Origin of the sequence: Oerskovia enterophila, assembly GCF_044748475.1 — a bacterium.
GTDB lineage: Bacteria > Actinomycetota > Actinomycetes > Actinomycetales > Cellulomonadaceae > Oerskovia > Oerskovia enterophila.
Genome location: NZ_JBIVFZ010000001.1, coordinates 158,564 through 175,760 on the forward strand (window position 1 = coordinate 158,564; position 17,197 = coordinate 175,760).

Below are 17,197 nucleotides of genomic sequence, written 5' to 3' on the forward strand. Positions count from 1 at the left end.
GACCAGAAGAGATCCCGCAGCCACACTCGGTCCTAGACGTACCGCTCGAGGATGCTCGACTCCGCGAGCCGTGACAGGCCCTCACGGACTGCCCGAGCCCGCTGCTCGCCCACGCCGTCCACGGCCATGAGGTCGTCGATGCTGGCCGCGAGCAGCTTCTGCAGTCCGCCGAAGTGCGTGACCAGGCGGTCGATGATGGTGCCCGGCAGGCGGGGGACCTTGGAGAGCAGGCGGTACCCGTGCGGTGCGACCGCGGCGTCGAGCGCCTCGCCACCTCCGGGCAGCTCGAGGACCCGGCCGATGATCGTGAGATCGAGCAGCTGAGTCTGATCCAGGGCGGCAAGCGCGTTCTTGACGTCCGCGAGCGAGCGCTCCTTGCGGCTGAGCTCGACGTAGTCGCGGATCACGGACTCGCGGTCCGAGCCGATCCCGCCGATCAGCTCGTCGAGCTGGAGAGCGAGGAGACGACCGTCGGTGCCGAGCTCGACGACGTAGCCGGCGATCTCCTCGGAGATGCGGCCCACCATCTCGAGGCGCTGGACCACGGCGCACACGTCGCGGACCGTGACGAGGTCCTCGATCTCGAGGGCGGACAGCGTCCCGCTGACCTCGTCCAGTCGGGCGCGGTAGCGCTCGAGCGTCGCAAGGGCCTGGTTGGCGCGCGACAGGATGGTGTCCGAGTCCTCGAGCACGTAGCGCAGGCCGCCGACGTAGAGCGCGACGATCCGCATGGACTGGCTCACCGAGATGACCGGGAAGCCGCTCTGCTTGGCGACGCGCTCGGCCGTGCGGTGACGCGTGCCGGACTCGGTGGTCTCGATCGTGGGGTCCGGGAGGAGCTGCACGGCCGCGCGCAGGATCCGGTTCGCGTCGCGGTCCAGGACCACGGCGCCGTCCATCTTGGAGAGCTCGCGCAGCCGGGTCGCCGAGAAGCCGACGTCCAGCACGAACCCTCCCGAGCACATGGTCTCGACGACCTTGTCCAGGCCCAGCACGATCAGTGCGCCCGTTCGACCTCGAAGGATGCGCTCGAGCCCGTCGCGGAGCTCGGTACCGGGGGCCACTGCGGCGAGGGTCTCCCGGAGCAGGTCGTCAGGATGCACAGGGGAGTTGGCCACGTGGGCATCTTACGCTGCCAGGTTGTCTCAGGGGCAGGAAAACGCCGTTCGGGGACAACTGGAGGTCACGATGGGATCACGGTTGCCCGACGTCGAACCGGGAGCGCTCCTGCTGCGGGGGCAGGTGGCCGCCGCGCGCGAGCTCGACGGCCTCTCCCAGGTGCTGCGCCGGCAGGACCGTCATGCCCGCCGGAGGTTTGGGAGACGACCCGTGCGGCACCACGGCCCGGGTGAAGCCGAGCCGCGCGGCCTCGGCGAGCCGGCGGTCGAGTCCTGCGACCGGCCGGATGTCCCCGGCCAGCCCGACCTCGCCGATCGCGATGGTTCCCGGGGGCATGACCTGGTCCTCGCGCGCGGAGAAGGTGGCCAGAGCGATGGACAGGTCTGCCGCGGGCTCGCTGACCCGTGCGCCGCCGATCGTCGAGACGTACACGTCCTGGTCGACGAGTCGGACCCCGGCGTGCCGGTGCATGACCGCCAGGATCATCGCGAGACGGCTCGAGTCGATCCCGCTCGTGGTGCGCCGCGGGTTGGCCAACGAGCTGGGGACCACGAGCGACTGGATCTCGAGGGCGAGGGGCCGGCGGCCCTCGAGCGTCACGGTGATGCACGTGCCGGGCACGCCGGCCCCGGAGTGCGAGAGGAACAGCCCGCTGGGGTCGGCCAGCCCCACGATGCCCGTCTCCGAGAGGTCGAAGCACCCGACCTCGTCCGTGGGGCCGTAGCGGTTCTTGATCGCGCGGACGAGGCGCAGGCGCGAGTGCCGGTCGCCCTCGAACTGGCACACGACGTCGACGAGGTGCTCGAGCGTGCGGGGGCCGGCGACCGAACCGTCCTTGGTCACGTGCCCGACGAGGATGACGGGCAGGTCGCGCTCCTTGGCCGCGGCGATCAGCGCGGCGGCGACCTCGCGCACCTGGCTCACGCCGCCGGGGGCGCCGTCGACCTGGGCCGAGGCGATGGTCTGCACCGAGTCCACCACCAGGAGGTCCGGGTCGGTCGCCTCGATGTGCCCCAGGACCGTCGCGAGGTCCGTCTCGGCAGCGAGCAGCAGGCCAGGGGCGAGCGCCCCGACACGCTCCGCGCGCAGCCTGACCTGCCCGGCCGACTCCTCGCCGGTGACGTACAGGACCGTGCGGGGCTTCGGGGCGGGGCGAGGGGCGTCCTCCGGGGACACGGCCTTGTCGCTCACCCCGGCCGCGACGTTGCTCGCGACCTTGAGCAGGAGCGTCGACTTGCCGACGCCCGGCTCCCCGGCGAGCAGCACCACGGCCCCCGGGACGATCCCGCCGCCCAGCACACGGTCGAACTCCGCGACCCCCGTGGGCGTGGCCCGCGCGGTCTCCACGTCGATCTCGCCGATGGGGCGGGCGGGGGAGCGTGTGGGCGCGACCGCCGCGGTGCGCGGCCCTGCCGACGCTGCGGCCTCCTCCGTGACGGTGCCCCACTCCTGGCACTCGCCGCAGCGACCGACCCACTTGGCCGTGGTCCAGCCGCACTCGCCGCAACGGTAGGCGGGCCGGGCCGGGCGCTTGCTCGCGGCGCGCGAGCCCGCGGAGGTCGATGTCGTCACGGGCGCCACGCTAGCGACAGGCACCCACACGCACCGACACGCACCGCGTGCCAGCACGCAGGGCCAGGGAGTGCACGGTGTCCGGTCGCGCGCTGAAGCGCGGCTGCTCATCATGTACCCATGCGACGGCTCCGGAAGGACAGCCCGTGGTGGACAATCATCACCACCCTCGGCTCGCTCGCGGCGTGCCTGCTCCTCTTCTACGGCGTGCCCCTCGGGGACTCCGAGCGCGAGTGGACGCAGATCCTGTTCTTCGTGGTCGGGTTCGTCGGGCTCTGCTACCTCGTCACGTTCCAGGTGCGCCGCCAGCTGCGTGCGGGCCGTGAGCCCAGCGTGCGGGTCCAGTCGGTCGTCGGGCTGCTGTCGCCCATCATCATCTTCTTCGCGATCGCCTACTACCTCCTCGCGATCCACAGCGACGCGGAGTTCGTCGGGATCGAGACGCGCACCGACGCCCTCTACTTCACGGTCGTCACGCTCGGGACCGTCGGGTTCGGGGACATCCACCCGGTGGGGCAGGCGGCGCGGGTCGTCACGATGGTCCAGATCCTGTTCGACCTCGCGGTCATCGGCATCCTCGTCGCGGTCGCGACCCAGCGGCTCGAGTCGCGCGCACGGTGGCGTGAGGCCCACGGCGAGCCCGGCGAGTCCGCGGCCGGACCTCACGAGCGCTGACGCAACGACGCGGGGCCCGCCGAAAAATCACACCGGCAAAGTTTCGGCGCCGAGCGCCGTTGCGACGCTCTCGAGACGCTCTTCCAGCGCATCGCCGCAGGTCACAGCCTGGGCAGGGGTGCATGTGAGCGCTCATATCAAGCGGGCCGAACCGGACCAATCACCGAAAACCATTGCGTTCAGCGTTTCTGTGTGCCATCTTTCCGGGGACCGAACCATCTCGACGAGGAGAGGTGTACGCCCGTGAAGAAGCGAGCGACCAGACCCCAGCACGTCCCGGGCGGCAGAGCCCGGCTGACGATCGCGAGCACGTTGACCCTTGCCGTCGCCACGACGGGACTCATCGTCCCCTCGCTGGCCCAGGCCGCTCCGAACGCGGACGTGGGGTACCCCGTGTTCAGCGGGGACGCGAAGCCCGTCCCTACGGAGGGGACCGGCTACCACGTGCGCAACCAGCTCCAGGCGATCTTCGACGCCGACGTCGCGGCCGGAGCCGGGAGCGGGACCGACAAGGATTTCTGGATCGACAAGATGCTCGCCCGCACGGGCAACACGCCGGGCGGCTCGAACGGTGACGCGAACCAGTGGCTGTTCAGCCGTGGCCGTGCGGTCTTCATGAAGACCCACCAGCCCGCCACGCTCGGTTTCGGCGGAGAGGTCGCGTACTGGGAGTCGCTCGCGGGCGGCCAGGGTGCGTACACCATCACGGTGAACGTCAACGGGTCGAACGTGACCCTCACCGAGGACGCGTCGGCCCGCAAGCAGACCCCCAGCTACTGGCGCAGCACGTTCAACAACACCGCACAGGGCCTGCGCGTGGTGCAGACCAAGTTCATCACCGACGCCAACGTGGCCGTCACGAACCTCACCGTCTCGAGCACGAACGGCACGGCCAAGCAGGTCCGGATCTCGGCCGCGTCGTCGTTCGCCAAGACCCCCGAGGGCGACGAGCTCACGGGCTCGGTCCAGGCGTTCAACAAGCTGACCACGGTCTTCCCGCGCCTCTCGGGAGACGGCTTCTCCCCGGCCGACGGCGCGATCACGCGCACGCTCGACGTCCCGGCGACGGGCTCGGCGAGCACCAAGGTCCAGCTCGGGTTCGTCACCGAGGAGATCCCCGAGTCGCGCACCGACTACGACGCGTTCCGCGCGGCGACCCCGGGGGCCGCCTACACCGCGCACGTCACGGCCTACAACCAGTGGTGGGCAGACAACGTGCCCTACCTGGACACGCCCGAGGACAACATCGACAAGACGCTCTTCTACCGCTGGTGGCTGATGCGCTTCAACTTCCTCGACGCGAACATCCCGGGCAACGACTTCCAGTTCCCCACCTCGATGGAGGGCGTGCTGGGCTACAACAACAACATCGTCCTGACCACGGGCATGTTCATCGACGACCTCAAGTACTTCCGTGACCCCGTCTACTCGTACGGCCCCTGGGTCTCCGCGGGCGAGGTCGCCAAGAGCGGCAAGTACGTCGACAACCCGGGTGACCCCGCGAACTGGTCCAACAGCTACACGCAGTACATCTCCGAGGCCGCGTGGCGCTCGTACCAGCTGCACGGCGGACCGACCGTGATCGCCCAGAACCTGGCGCAGTACGCCGAGCGGGACGTCAAGGACCTGCAGGCGTCCTTCGACAACGACGGCAACGGCCTCATCGAGTACAACTGGGGCGCCATGACGGGCAACGACGCCGACGCGGTGTCGTTCCACTGGCGCGCGGGCAACATGGACCGCACCGAGAACGCCTACCTGTACTCCAACGCCAAGGCGTCGGCCGCGGCCTACCGGACCGCGGGCAACGAGACCAAGGCGGCCGAGATGGACGCCTTCGCCGCGCAGATCAAGGCAGCCGTCCTGGAGTACCTCTGGGAGCCCGCGCGCGAGACGCCCGACGAGGTGGGCCTGAAGGGCAACCTCCTCAAGCACCGTCACGTCGCGACCGACGCGCTGGTGCCGTGGAAGGAGATCAACAACTACTACCCGTTCAGCGTGGGCCTCATGCCCAAGCCGGGTGACGCGGACTACGACCAGCCGTACGTCGAGGCCCTGCGTCTCTTCGCGGACGACGAGCAGTACCCCGTCTTCCCGTTCTTCACGGCCAACCAGGCGGACCAGGCGGCCTACGGCGGACCGGGCAGCAACAACTTCTCGGTCATCAACTCGACCGTGTCGTTCCGGATGCTCTCGAGCGTCCTGCGCGACTACCCGAACGACTACGTGGACGCCGAGCTCTACAAGAAGCTCCTCTACTGGAACGCCTGGTCGCACTACCAGAACAACGGCGACAACCGGTACCCGGACCAGAACGAGTTCTGGTCGAACGGCACGGCCGACCCGCAGAACATCGGCTACCGCTCGTGGATCCACCACACGATCCTCGGCACGACGAACTTCACCATGATCGAGGACGCGATGGGCCTGCGCCCGCGCTCGGACGACAAGATCGAGCTCGCCCCCATCGACATCGACTGGGACCACTTCACGGTCAACAACGTCCGCTACCGCGACAAGGACCTCACGATCACGTGGGACGCCCCGGGCGGCGAGAAGCACTACGGCGCCGACGTCCCCGAGGGGTACTCGGTCTTCCTCGACGGTGAGCTCGCGTTCACGGTCGACGAGCTCGCGCACGTGACCTACGACCCGTCCACGGGCACGGTCGACGCCCCCGCCGGCGTCAAAGTGACCACGGCCGAGCAGCGGCAGGTCCAGGCTCCGCAGGACGTCGTGTTCGCCGCGGACGCCCGCGTCGTGGACATGATGGCCAAGGCGGGCGCCGACGTCTCCCCGGCCTCGGCCGGCTCGACGAACCTCGCCCAGGGCAAGCCCGTCTCGGCCTCGTTCTCCGCGAACGGCCGTGGTCCGGCGGGTGCCGTCGACGGCACGACGGTCAACGAGCCCTTCTGGGGCACCGCGGGCTCGCCGAACGCCAAGGACTCGCTCGAGGTGGACCTGGGCTCGGCCCAGAAGGTCGACGACGTGCGCGTCTACTTCTACCGTTCGTCCTCGACCGCGACCGTCGCGGGCTACTCGGCCCCGGCTCTCTACACGGTCGAGTACCTCGACGGGACGCAGTGGAAGCCCGTGCCGGCGCAGTCGCGCGCCCCGCTGTTCCCGCAGGGCAACTTCAACCACGTGCAGTTCCCCGAGGTCACGACCTCGAAGCTCCGCGTGACCGTGACCCACGCGGCGGGCACCAGGACCGGCATCAAGGAGGTCCAGGCCTTCTCGACCGGGGTCGAGGCGCCCGCCTCGACCAACCAGGCGCCCAAGGCCGACGCGTGGACGGACTCGACGTACAACCAGGCCGGCTCGGCCCGCCTGCTGGGCACCGCCCAGGACGACGGTCTGCCGAACGGTCAGATCACGTCGGGCTGGTCCGTCGAGGCGGCTCCCGAGGGCGGCAGCGCGGTGTTCGACAACCCGAAGGCCACGACGTCGGTCGTGCGATTCACGAAGTCCGGCGCCTACACCCTGCGCCTGACGGTGTCGGACGGTGAGCTCACCTCGACCAAGGACGTCGTCGTCCAGGCGACCGCGCTCTCGGACGGCGAGATCAACGTCGCCTCCACGGCCACCCCGACCGCGGACTACACCGCGGGCTGGAACAACGTCGACGCCGTCAACGACGGCAAGCCGTCGTTCTTCACGGGAGGTGCCGGCACGGACCTGTGGGGCACCTGGTCGGGCTCTCGCCCGGAGAGCCGTTGGTTGCAGTACGACTTCGAGGCCCCGGTCCGGGTGGACAAGGCGTCGATCGACTTCTGGACCGACACGACCACGGGGGGTGACGGCGTGGCCGTGCCCAAGGCGTGGAAGCTCCAGTACTGGGACGCGGCCGGAGGGGGCACGTGGAAGGACGTGACGAACCCGTCGGCGTACGGCACCGAGCGCCTCAAGACCAACGAGGTGACGTTCGACGCGGTCACGACGAGCAGGCTGCGCGCCGTCTTCACCGCCCTGCCCAACGCAGCGGGCACGAGCAACTCTGCCGTGGGTGTGTCCGAGTGGCGCGTCTTCGCGGCTCCCGCGGTCTCGGCCGCGGACGTCCACGTGCGGACCGCCGTCGGGACCCTGCCCCAGCTGCCGGGCACCGTCGCGGTGACCTACGCGGACGGCTCGGTCGTCGAGAACGGTGTCGCCTGGGGCGCCGTGGACGCGGCGCAGGTCGAGCAGATCGGCGACTTCACGGTCCAGGGCTTCGTGTCCGGGACGACCCTGGTCGCCCAGGCGACCGTCTGGGTGCGTGGCCCGGACGCCGTCCAGATCAACACCATCGCCGACACCGCGGTCTCGACCGGGGTCGGTACGGCGCCTGTCCTCCCGGCCACGGTCACGGTCCAGTACAACGACGGCTCGCAGCAGAGCGGGATCGTCGTGACCTGGGACGCGGTCGAGCCCGGGAAGTACGCCAAGGACGGCACGTTCGAGGTCACGGGGGCGGTCGAGGGCACCGACAAGCGGGCCAGGGCGACCGTCACGGTCGGCACCGGCGAAGGCCAGCCCGAGCCGGACGTCGCGGTCACGGTGACCGCGAGGTCGCAGTGCGTGGGCAAGGTCGCGGGGCTCACGGTCCGGGTCGTGAACGACGAGGAGGTCCCGGTGGACGTCAAGGTCACGACGCCGTTCGGCGCCAAGACCTTCGTCGGCGTGGCGCCGGGCAAGTCCGCCAGCCAGACCTTCAGCGCCCGCAAGGACGCGATCGAGGCAGGGACCGTGAGCGTCGTCGCGACCGCGACGGTCGACGGCGCCCAGGTCACGACCGAGGTCGAGCAGGCGTTCGACGCCGTCAGCTGCGGGTAGCCAGCGAACGACCGTCGGGGGCGGCGGCTGCAAACGCCGCCCCCGACGGTGCCAGACCGCGCACCCCGGGGGAGAGGGAACCCTCGGGGTGCGCGCCCCTCATCTCCTGCCCGCCCGGGTGGCGCTCGCGGAGGACACGCCGACGTGTCCCTCCGGTCGCCCGGCGAGGGTGGGCCGAGCAGACCGGAGAGCACCGTGAGCCCCACCAGATCGTTCCTCGAACCACCGCGCAGGACCGCGCGCGGTGGCCCGTCCGTCACCGCGGCAGCGGCCGTCGTGGCCGTCGTCGCCTCGACGGCGTTCGCGCTCGGCGCGGGTCAGGCCACCGCGGCCACGCAGCCCGACGGCGGAGCACCCGTCCCGCAGGTCGCCGCGGCCGCGGCGTCGTACACCTTCACGAGCCCCCACAACCCGATCCTGGGCGACGGCTCGTACTACTCGGCCGACCCCGCACCGCTCGTGGTGCCCGCAGGTGCGCCGGGCAACGACACGGCCTCGGACCAGCTCTACGTCTACACGGGGCACGACGAGGCGGGCCCGACCACGAACGACTTCATCATGAACGAGTGGGGCGCGTTCGTGACCGACGACGCCCTGGCCACGGGATCGACGGGCGAGTGGACGCACCACCCGTCGCTCATGCGTCCCGAGCAGGTCTTCTCGTGGGCGACCCCGGGCCGGGCCTACGCGGGCCAGGTCGTGCCCGGCGCCGACGGCCGCTACTACTGGTACGTGCCGGTGCACGAGGCCGCGAGCACCGCGGAGGACAAGTTCGGGATCGGGGTCGCGGTCTCCGACTCGCCGACCGGCCCCTGGACGGACCACGTGGGCGCGCCGATCATCTCGCAGAAGGTGCCCACCGCGAACACGATCCACAACATCGACCCCACGATCCTCGTGGACGGCGAGGGCGCGTCGCAGAAGGTCTACGTCTACTGGGGGAGCTTCGGCAACCTCCGCATGCTCGAGCTCGGCCAGGACATGAAGACCCCGGTGGGCTCGGTCACTGCCGTGAGCGGCCTGACGGGATTCTTCGAGGGGGCGTGGGCCTTCGAGCGCAACGGGACCTACTACATGGCGTACGCGGGGAACAACGCCGGTGCGACGTCGTCGTGCACCCCGGCGAACTACCACGCGTGCATCGGGTACGCGACGGCCGCGTCGCCCGCCGGCCCGTGGACGTACCGCGGGACGATCCTCGACCCGGTCTCCTCGACCACGAGCCACCCCGGGATCGTCGAGTACGACGGCGAGTGGCGCCTGGTCTACCACACGGCCGACGCGGTGGGCGGGAACCACTTCCGTCGTTCGGTCGCGATCGACACGCTGCGCTGGGACGACTCCCGGTCCCCGGCCCGGATCGAGAAGGTCGTGCCGACGCCGGCCCGCACGGCCGACCGGACCCCGCGCGCGAACGTCGCGCAGGAAGCCCGGGTCACGGTGTCGAACGACCCCGTGCCCACGCAGTACTGGATCAAGGCGCTCAACGACGAGATCGTGCGCCCGAACCCCCTGCCCCCGGACATGTGGGGCACCTGGACGGGGAACAACCCGGCCCAGCAGTGGGTCCAGTACACGTGGGCCACGCCCGTGCGGGTGAACGGCTCGCAGATCGACTTCTGGAGCGACCAGCCGCAGGGCACGGGCGTGGGCGTCGCGGCTCCGGCCGCGTGGCGCATCCAGTACTGGGACGCGACCGCGGGCGCGTGGACCGACGTCCGCAACCCGAGCGCCTACGGGACCTCGACCAACGGCTTCCAGAGCACGACGTTCGACGCCGTGACCACGACCCAGCTCCGTGCCGTCCTGGACGCCTCGACCAACGGCAGCACGTTCTCGGGCGTCGCGGTCGAGGAGTGGAAGGTGCTCGCGGCCCAGCCCGCCGCGATCGACGGGCCGGCCCTGACGGTCGAGATCGGCGAGGCCGAGCTGCCGGGCACGGTCACGGCGACCTACCTCGGCGACCCCGACGAGACGCTCGCGCTCCCCGTGTTCTGGGACGCGGTCGACCCGTCCTCGGTGGCACAGGCGGGGACCTTCACGGTCGAGGGCTCGGTGCTCGGCTATGCCGCCGGGCGGGTCACGGGCACCGTGACCGTCGTGGACCCGGCCGACACCGAGGGGGACGAGACGGCCCCGGAGGTCACGTTCTCGGTCAGCGGCTCGTCCGGCACGAACGGGTGGTACCGCTCCGACGTCACGGTCCGGGTCACGGGCACCGACGACGGCGGGAGCCGGGTCACGCTCGCCACGCGGGTCGACGACGCCGCGTGGTCGAGCACACCGAGCGTCCGGTTCGTCGACGTCGCGGTGGGCGGCGACGGCCGGCACGTCGTGGCCGCGCGCGCCACGGACAACGCAGGGAACGTCTCGACCGAGAGCACCCAGACCGTCGCGATCGACCGCACGGCTCCTGTCAGCACCGGGGTGCTCGACGAGACCGCCCGCACGGTCACGGTCACCGCGACCGACGCGACGTCCGGAGTGGCGCGCATCGAGTACATGGTCGGGACCGGCGCGTGGACCGAGTACACCGGTCCCGTCGCCGCCCCGGACTCGAACAAGCACGACGTGTCGTTCCGGGCGATCGACGCGGCCGGCAACGCCGGGACGGCCCAGCGCCTCACGATCGCGGCCGATGTCTCGGGTCCCTTGACCGGCAACGTCGCGCCCATCGCGACGCCGAGCGCGTCCTACACCGCGGGCTGGAACTCCCTGGGCGCGATCAACGACGGTCTGGTGCCGAGCAACCCGAGCCAGGGCCAGCTCTGGGGCACGTGGTCGGGCGAGCGTCCCGGGAGCCAGTGGCTCCAGTACGACTGGGCCCGGCCGATCGTCCTCACGGGGGCCGAGATCCAGTTCTGGCAGGACTCCCCGCAGGGGACGGGCAACGGGGTGGCCCAGCCCGCCTCGTGGTCGCTGCAGTACTGGGACGCCTCGGGACAGGGGTCGTGGAAGGACGTCGCGAACCCCTCGGGCTACGGCACGAGCACCACGGCGCTCAACACCGTGACGTTCGACCGGGTCACCACGTCCCGGCTGCGCGCCGTGATCCACGCGGACGGTGACGGGACGAGCTACTCGGCCGTCGCGGTCTCCGAGCTGCGGGTCATGGCCGACGACCCGGGCACCGGTCCCGGGGCGCCCGAGGTCGCCGTGAGCGTGACGGCGACCCCGAGGTGCGTGGGCGGTACCGCGCAGCTCGCGGTGCGGGTCGTCAACGACGAGCCCGCACCGGTCTCGGTGCAGGTCCGGACACCCTTCGGCACCAAGTCGTTCGTCGGGGTCGCCCCGGGGAAGTCCGCGGCGCAGACCTTCTCGGCCCGCTCCGCCGGTGTCGAGGCGGGGGTCGTGACGGTGGTCGCGACCGGGCAGGTCGACGGCGAGGACGTGACGAGCACGTCCGAGGTGCCCTTCGCGGCCCTGGCCTGCGGCTGAGGCGACCACCGCGGCCCGGCCCCCCGCCGGGCCGCGGCGGTCGACGCTTCCGCGCGGCTGCGCGGTCACCGGCGTGGCACGCCATAGGCTGGCGCGAGCACCGGTCGGATCGAGGGGAGCGTCATGAGCCAGCAGACGGGTCGGCAGCGCCCGGCGTCGCAGGACGGTCCGGGTCTGCGGGACAGCAGGCACGGTCGCGCGCCCTCGTCGGCCGTCTATGCCCGACGGCGCCTCGTCGCCCTGGGCGTGCTGCTCGCCCTGCTCGCGGGCGTCGTGGGCTTCGCGGCTCTCGTGTGGCCGGGGTTCGCCCGGGCGGGCGAGGCCGAGGTGCCCGCGGAGGTCACGGTCACCGAGGCGCCGCCGACCCCCACGATCGAACCGGTCGAGCGTTCCGCCTCGACCGAGTTCGCCGAGGTCCTCCCGGACGCCGTCCTCCAGTTCGCGCTCCGGTCGGAGGCGCTGACCGACGCGTACGGCGACGCGGGGGCGATCGAGGGGCACGAGCTGAGCTACGCGGACGGCGAGGGTGACGCGGCGAGCACCGTGACGGTCCTCGCGGGACAATGGGGCAACGACGACGAGGCAGAGGTGGCCTACGACGAGCTGCTCGAGGCCGCGGTGGCTGCGGGGGGCGAACCCACGACCACGGGCGACGTCGAGGTCGACGGCAAGCCCGTGGGAACCTATGCCGTCACCCCGGTCGCCGCGGCAGCCGGGACGGCGACCGTCACCTGGCGCAACGGCACGGCCGTGCTGCAGGCGACGGGACCCGTCGACCAGATCGAGAAGTTCTACACAGCGTTCCCGCTGTAGCCCGCGAGGGGCCGCTGCGTCGGACGGTCCGACCGACCGGCCGACGCCGCGCGGGCCTCCCACGGAGGGCTGCAGGAGGGCCGGCCCACCGGGCCGGGACGCACGACCAGGAAGCAGGAACAACGATGTCCACGACGACCCACCAGGTCGACAGCCCCAGCAGCCCCACCCGTCTCGCGGTCCTCGGGACCGGCGTCATGGGCGAGACCGTGCTCGCCGGAGCCCTCCGTGCGGGGTGGCAGCCCGCGGACGTGGTCGCGACCGTGCGTCGCGCCGAGAGGGCGCAGGAGCTCGAGGGGCGCCACGGCGTCACGACCACGACGGACAACACCGCCGCGGTGCGCGAGGCGGGTCTCGTCGTGGTCGCCGTCAAGCCCAAGGACGTCGCGGCGCTGCTCGCCGAGGTCTCGCCCCACCTGGGCGAGGGGACCGTGGTGGTGAGCGTCGTCGTCGGGCTCTCGACGCGCTTCTACGAGGACCGGCTCCCGGCCGGGACTGCGGTGGTGCGCGTCATGCCGAACACTCCCTCGGTCATCGGCTCGGGTGTCAGCGCTGTCAGCGGCGGCGCCGCAGCGGGTGACGACGACGTGACCCTCGTCGAGCGGCTCCTGAGCCGTACCGGGCTCGTGGTCCGGGTCGCCGAGAAGGACCAGAACGCCGTGGCCGCGCTCTCGGGCTCCGGGCCCGCCTACGTCTTCTACGTCGTCGACGCGCTCGCCGAGGCCGGGGTCCTGCTGGGCCTGACCCGCGCCGTGGCGCTCGAGCTCGCGACCGCGACCGTGCTGGGATCGGCCCGGATGCTCGACGAGACGGGCGAGCACCCGGTCATCCTGCGTGAGCGCGTCTCGTCGCCCGGCGGCACCACGGTCGCCGCGCTGCGCGCGCTCGACGACGGCGGCGTCAGGGCCGCGTTCCTCACGGCGCTCGAGGCCGCGCGCGACCGCTCGGAGGAGCTCGCCGCAGCCCTGGAGGCGCAGGCATGAGCGCCGACGTGGGGCGCACACGACCCCCCGCGATGTCGGACGTCGCCGAGCTCGCGGGCGTCTCGCACCAGACGGTCTCGCGGGTCCTCAACGACCACCCGAGCGTGCGCCCGCAGACGCGCGAACGGGTCCTCGACGCGATCGCGACGCTCGGGTACCGGCGCAACAGCGCGGCGCGCGCGCTCGTGACGGCGCGGTCCGGGACCATCGGCGTGGTCACGACGGGCTCGGCGCTCTACGGGCCGACGAGCACCCTCATCGCGGTCGAGGGCGCGGCGCGCGAGGAGGGGTACTTCGTGTCGGTCGCGACGATCCGTCGCTACGACGCCGAGACCATGCACACGGTCCTCGAGCACTTCATGGCCCAGGCGGTCGAGGGCATCGTGGTCATCGCGCCCCAGACGGACGTCGCGGCCGCGGTCGACTCGTTCCGGGCGCCCGTGCCGATCATCCTCATCGCGGCCCGCGAGCCGAACGAGGTGCACGCGGGTGCGCCCGGGACGGGGGCCGCGAGCATCCTGCCCATCGCGGTGGACCAGCGGCTCGGTGCGCGCGTCGCCACCGAGCACCTGCTCGACCTGGGGCACCGCTCGGTGGTCCACCTCGCCGGCCCGCTGGACTGGTTCGACGCGCGCGAGCGTGCCAAGGGCTGGAACGACGCGCTCGCCGCCCGGGGCGTCCCGGAGATCGACCGCGAGATGATCCGCTGCTCGTGGTCGTCCGACGCGGGCTACGACGTCGGTCGTGACCTCGCGCGCCGGGTGGCGGACGGGAACGGGCCGACCGCGGTCTTCGCGGGCAACGACCACCTCGCCCTCGGTGTGCTCCAGGCCTTCTGGGAGGCCGGGGTCGTGGTCCCGCGTGACGTGTCGGTCGTCGGGTTCGACGACGTCGAGGGCTCGGCCCACTTCATCCCGCCGCTCACGACGGTCCGCCAGCCCTTCGCCGAGCTGGGCCGGCGCTGCATGGGGCTGCTGCTCGACGCGTTCGCCGGGTCCACGCGCGAGCCCACCCAGATCCCGCCGGACCTGGTGGTCCGGGCGAGCTCGGGACCGCCGAGCGCCTGAGGCAGGCGCGGGCCCACCGGAAGGTGGTGCCGTACTGCGCCGCCCGCGGACACCGTCCGCCCCACGAGGTTGCACCGAGGGGTTGGCCACCACTCTGTGTGAGCGCTAACATTCAGAGAGCAGGACAGAGCATGGCGCGACGACGCGACGAGGAGAAGACAGCAATGGTGCAGCAGGACAGGGTGGACGACCTCCGCGAGGCGGTCGCCACCGGGAACACCGCGCTCGGGATCGAGCTCGGCTCGACCCGGATCAAGGCGTGCCTCGTCGGCCCGGACGGGACGCCCCTCGCGAGCGGCAGCCACGAGTGGGAGAACGAGTACGCCGACCGCACGTGGACCTACTCGCTCGAGTCCGTGCGCGAGGGCATGCAGCACTGCTACGCCGAGCTGGTCGCCGACGTCGAGCGCCGCTACGGGGTGCGCCCCACGACGTTCGGCGCGATCGGCGTCTCGGCCATGATGCACGGCTACCTCGCGTTCGACGCGCAGGGCGAGCTGCTCGTCCCGTTCCGGACCTGGCGGAACACGACCACGGGCAAGGCGGCCGCGGAGCTCTCCGAGCTGTTCGACCACAACATCCCGCTGCGCTGGTCCGTCGCCCACCTGTACCAGGCGATCCTCGACGACGAGCCCCACGTCGCGCAGGTGGCCTCGCTCACGACGCTCGCGGGCTACGTCCACCGGATCCTCACCGGGCGCTCGGTGCTCGGTGTGGGCGACGCCTCGGGCATGTTCCCCGTCGACCCGACGACGCGGACCTACGACCGCCGCATGCTCGCGCAGCTCGACGCACTCGTCGGGGTACGACGGCCCGGGCTCGTGGTCGAGTCCCTCCTGCCCGAGGTCCTCGTCGCCGGGCAGGACGCCGGGAGCCTGACGGTCGAGGGCGCGGCCTGGCTCGACCCCAGCGGCGCGCTGCAGCCGGGCGTGGCGCTGTGCCCGCCCGAGGGGGACGCCGGCACGGGCATGGTCGCGACGAGCTCGGTCGCCCCGCGCACGGGCAACGTCAGCGCGGGCACGAGCATCTTCGCGATGGTCGTGCTCGAGCACGCGCTCGCGACCCGCCACCACGAGCTCGACCTGGTCACGACCCCCGCGGGCGACCTCGTCGCGATGGTCCACTGCAACAACGGGGCGAGCGAGCTCGCGGCCTGGGCCGACCTCTTCGGTGAGCTCACGGCCGCGCTCGGGACGCCCGCCGCGGCCGACGACGTGTTCGGCGCGCTCTTCCGCGCCGCGCTCGACGGCGAGGCCGACGGCGGCGGGCTGCTCGCGTACAACTATCTGTCGGGCGAGCCCATCACGGGCCTCGAGGAGGGGCGTCCGCTGTTCGTCCGCACGCCCGGCAGCCGGCTGACCCTGGCCAACTTCATGCGCGCGCAGGTCTACAGCGCGTTCGGCACGCTCGCCCTCGGCATGCGCGTGCTCGACGGCGAGGGCGTCGCGCTCGACGCCATGTTCGCGCACGGCGGGATCTTCCGGACCGAGGGCGTGGCCCAGCGGCTCCTCGCCGCGGCGATCGGCGCCCCCGTGACCGTGGGACGCACCGCGGGGGAGGGCGGGGCCTGGGGCATCGCGCTGCTCGCGGCCTACGCGCGCGCCGTGGCGGCCGGCGACGAGCAGACCCTCGACACCTACCTCCGCGAGCACGTGTTCGCCACGGCCGAGCTCGACACCGTCGCCCCCGACCCGGACGACGCCGCGGGCTTCGCGGCCTACCTCGACCGCTACGACGCCGGGCTCGCGGTCGAGCGCGCGGCCGTCGACGCGCTCTGACCCCGACGAAGGAGAACCACCCATGAGCACCCTTCCCGCGACGACCGACGCGACAGCGCCGGCCGAACCCGCTGCTCAGGCGGGATCCACCGCGCCGACCGGCCGCACCGTCCCCGCCCACCTGCGTGCCGCGGTCGACGCCGCCAAGGAGCGCGTCGCGGCGCTGCACGCCGAGCTCCCCCGGTGGGAGCTCGTGGTGTGGACCGCGGGCAACGTCTCCGAGCGCGTGCGCGCGGGGGACGTCGAAGGCCCAGACAGCACAGGGGGCGCGGCAGGCACCGGCGCCACCGACGGCCTCGGTGACCTGCTCGTCATCAAGCCGTCCGGGCTGTCGTACGACGACATCACGCCCGGGTCGATGGTCGTGTGCGACCTCGACGGGAACCTCGTCGAGGGAGACCGGGCGCCGTCGTCGGACACCGCGGCGCACGCCTACGTCTACCGCCACATGCCCGAGGTCGGGGGAGTGGTGCACACGCACTCGACGTACGCCACGGCCTGGGCCGCGCGCGCCGAGCCCGTGCCGTGCGTCCTGACGATGATGGCCGACGAGTTCGGCGGGGACATCCCGGTCGGCCCGTTCGCGCTCATCGGGGACGACTCGATCGGGCGCGGCATCGTCGAGACGCTGCGCGACTCGCGCAGCCCCGCGGTGCTCATGCGCAACCACGGCCCGTTCACGATCGGCAAGGACGCCCGCTCGGCGGTCAAGGCGGCCGTCATGTGCGAGGAGGTCGCCCGGACCGTGCACGTCAGCCGCCAGCTCGGCGACCCGACCCGGATCGAGCAGTCCGACGTCGACTCGCTCTACGCGCGCTACCAGCACGTCTACGGGCAGCAGCCGGCGCGCTGACGGGCCACCGGCGCGCACCCCGCACGACCAGCAGCACAGCGGCTCCGCACCGACGCGAAGACCGTTCCCACCGACACGAGAGATGTG

The 17,197-nt window shown here is 72.0% G+C and carries 10 protein-coding genes; 8 read left to right on the forward strand and 2 right to left on the reverse strand.

Annotation, left to right across the window (positions count from 1 at the left end; genetic code table 11):
* Nucleotides 1–32: 32 nt before the first annotated feature.
* Entirely contained in the window at nucleotides 33–1,118 is a 1,086-nt protein-coding gene (gene disA, locus ACIPWA_RS00715; RefSeq protein ID WP_056649680.1) for a DNA integrity scanning diadenylate cyclase DisA, read from the reverse strand.
* A 76-nt stretch (nucleotides 1,119–1,194) separates the two neighbouring features.
* A complete protein-coding gene (radA, locus tag ACIPWA_RS00720) occupies nucleotides 1,195–2,691 on the reverse strand; it encodes a DNA repair protein RadA (RefSeq protein WP_056650016.1) in 1,497 nt (498 codons plus the stop codon).
* Nucleotides 2,692–2,811: 120 nt separating this feature from the next.
* Here radA and ACIPWA_RS00725 point away from each other — a divergent pair, with 120 nt between their 5' ends.
* The 8 genes from ACIPWA_RS00725 to ACIPWA_RS00760 all read left to right on the forward strand — a co-directional run bounded on the left by ACIPWA_RS00725 (nucleotide 2,812) and on the right by ACIPWA_RS00760 (nucleotide 17,110).
* Complete coding sequence (locus ACIPWA_RS00725) at nucleotides 2,812–3,366, forward strand: potassium channel family protein (protein ID WP_400287717.1); 555 nt, start codon at nucleotides 2,812–2,814, stop codon at nucleotides 3,364–3,366.
* A gap of 243 nt (nucleotides 3,367–3,609) precedes the next feature.
* The gene (locus ACIPWA_RS00730; protein ID WP_400287719.1) at nucleotides 3,610–8,178 is read left to right on the forward strand and encodes an Ig-like domain-containing protein; all 4,569 of its coding nucleotides are present in this window, start codon (nucleotides 3,610–3,612) and stop codon (nucleotides 8,176–8,178) included.
* A 195-nt stretch (nucleotides 8,179–8,373) separates the two neighbouring features.
* Nucleotides 8,374–11,616, forward strand: coding sequence for a family 43 glycosylhydrolase (locus ACIPWA_RS00735; protein WP_400287721.1), 3,243 nt, complete (start codon nucleotides 8,374–8,376; stop codon nucleotides 11,614–11,616).
* A 123-nt stretch (nucleotides 11,617–11,739) separates the two neighbouring features.
* A complete protein-coding gene (locus ACIPWA_RS00740) occupies nucleotides 11,740–12,429 on the forward strand; it encodes a hypothetical protein (RefSeq protein WP_400287723.1) in 690 nt (229 codons plus the stop codon).
* A gap of 125 nt (nucleotides 12,430–12,554) precedes the next feature.
* Nucleotides 12,555–13,412 (forward strand): pyrroline-5-carboxylate reductase, encoded by an 858-nt coding sequence (gene proC, locus ACIPWA_RS00745; RefSeq protein ID WP_068623749.1) that lies wholly within the window; start codon nucleotides 12,555–12,557, stop codon nucleotides 13,410–13,412.
* Complete coding sequence (locus ACIPWA_RS00750; protein ID WP_400287726.1) at nucleotides 13,409–14,479, forward strand: LacI family DNA-binding transcriptional regulator; 1,071 nt, start codon at nucleotides 13,409–13,411, stop codon at nucleotides 14,477–14,479. Before proC ends, ACIPWA_RS00750 begins: the two co-directional genes overlap by 4 nt.
* A gap of 164 nt (nucleotides 14,480–14,643) precedes the next feature.
* Nucleotides 14,644–16,257: a xylulokinase gene (locus ACIPWA_RS00755; protein ID WP_400288431.1), complete on the forward strand. Its 1,614-nt coding sequence runs from the start codon at nucleotides 14,644–14,646 to the stop codon at nucleotides 16,255–16,257.
* A gap of 22 nt (nucleotides 16,258–16,279) precedes the next feature.
* A complete protein-coding gene (locus tag ACIPWA_RS00760; protein ID WP_400287728.1) occupies nucleotides 16,280–17,110 on the forward strand; it encodes an L-ribulose-5-phosphate 4-epimerase in 831 nt (276 codons plus the stop codon).
* Nucleotides 17,111–17,197: the final 87 nt, after the last annotated feature.

Excerpts from the sequence above, each read along its gene's own strand:
- ACIPWA_RS00725 (WP_400287717.1), top strand. The coding sequence starts at position 2,812 with ATGCGACGGCTCCGGAAGGACAGCCCGTGGTGGACAATCATCACCACC.
- ACIPWA_RS00740 (WP_400287723.1), top strand. The coding sequence starts at position 11,740 with ATGAGCCAGCAGACGGGTCGGCAGCGCCCGGCGTCGCAGGACGGTCCG.
- proC (WP_068623749.1), top strand. The coding sequence starts at position 12,555 with ATGTCCACGACGACCCACCAGGTCGACAGCCCCAGCAGCCCCACCCGT.
- ACIPWA_RS00750 (WP_400287726.1), top strand. The coding sequence starts at position 13,409 with ATGAGCGCCGACGTGGGGCGCACACGACCCCCCGCGATGTCGGACGTC.
- ACIPWA_RS00755 (WP_400288431.1), top strand. The coding sequence starts at position 14,644 with ATGGTGCAGCAGGACAGGGTGGACGACCTCCGCGAGGCGGTCGCCACC.
- ACIPWA_RS00760 (WP_400287728.1), top strand. The coding sequence starts at position 16,280 with ATGAGCACCCTTCCCGCGACGACCGACGCGACAGCGCCGGCCGAACCC.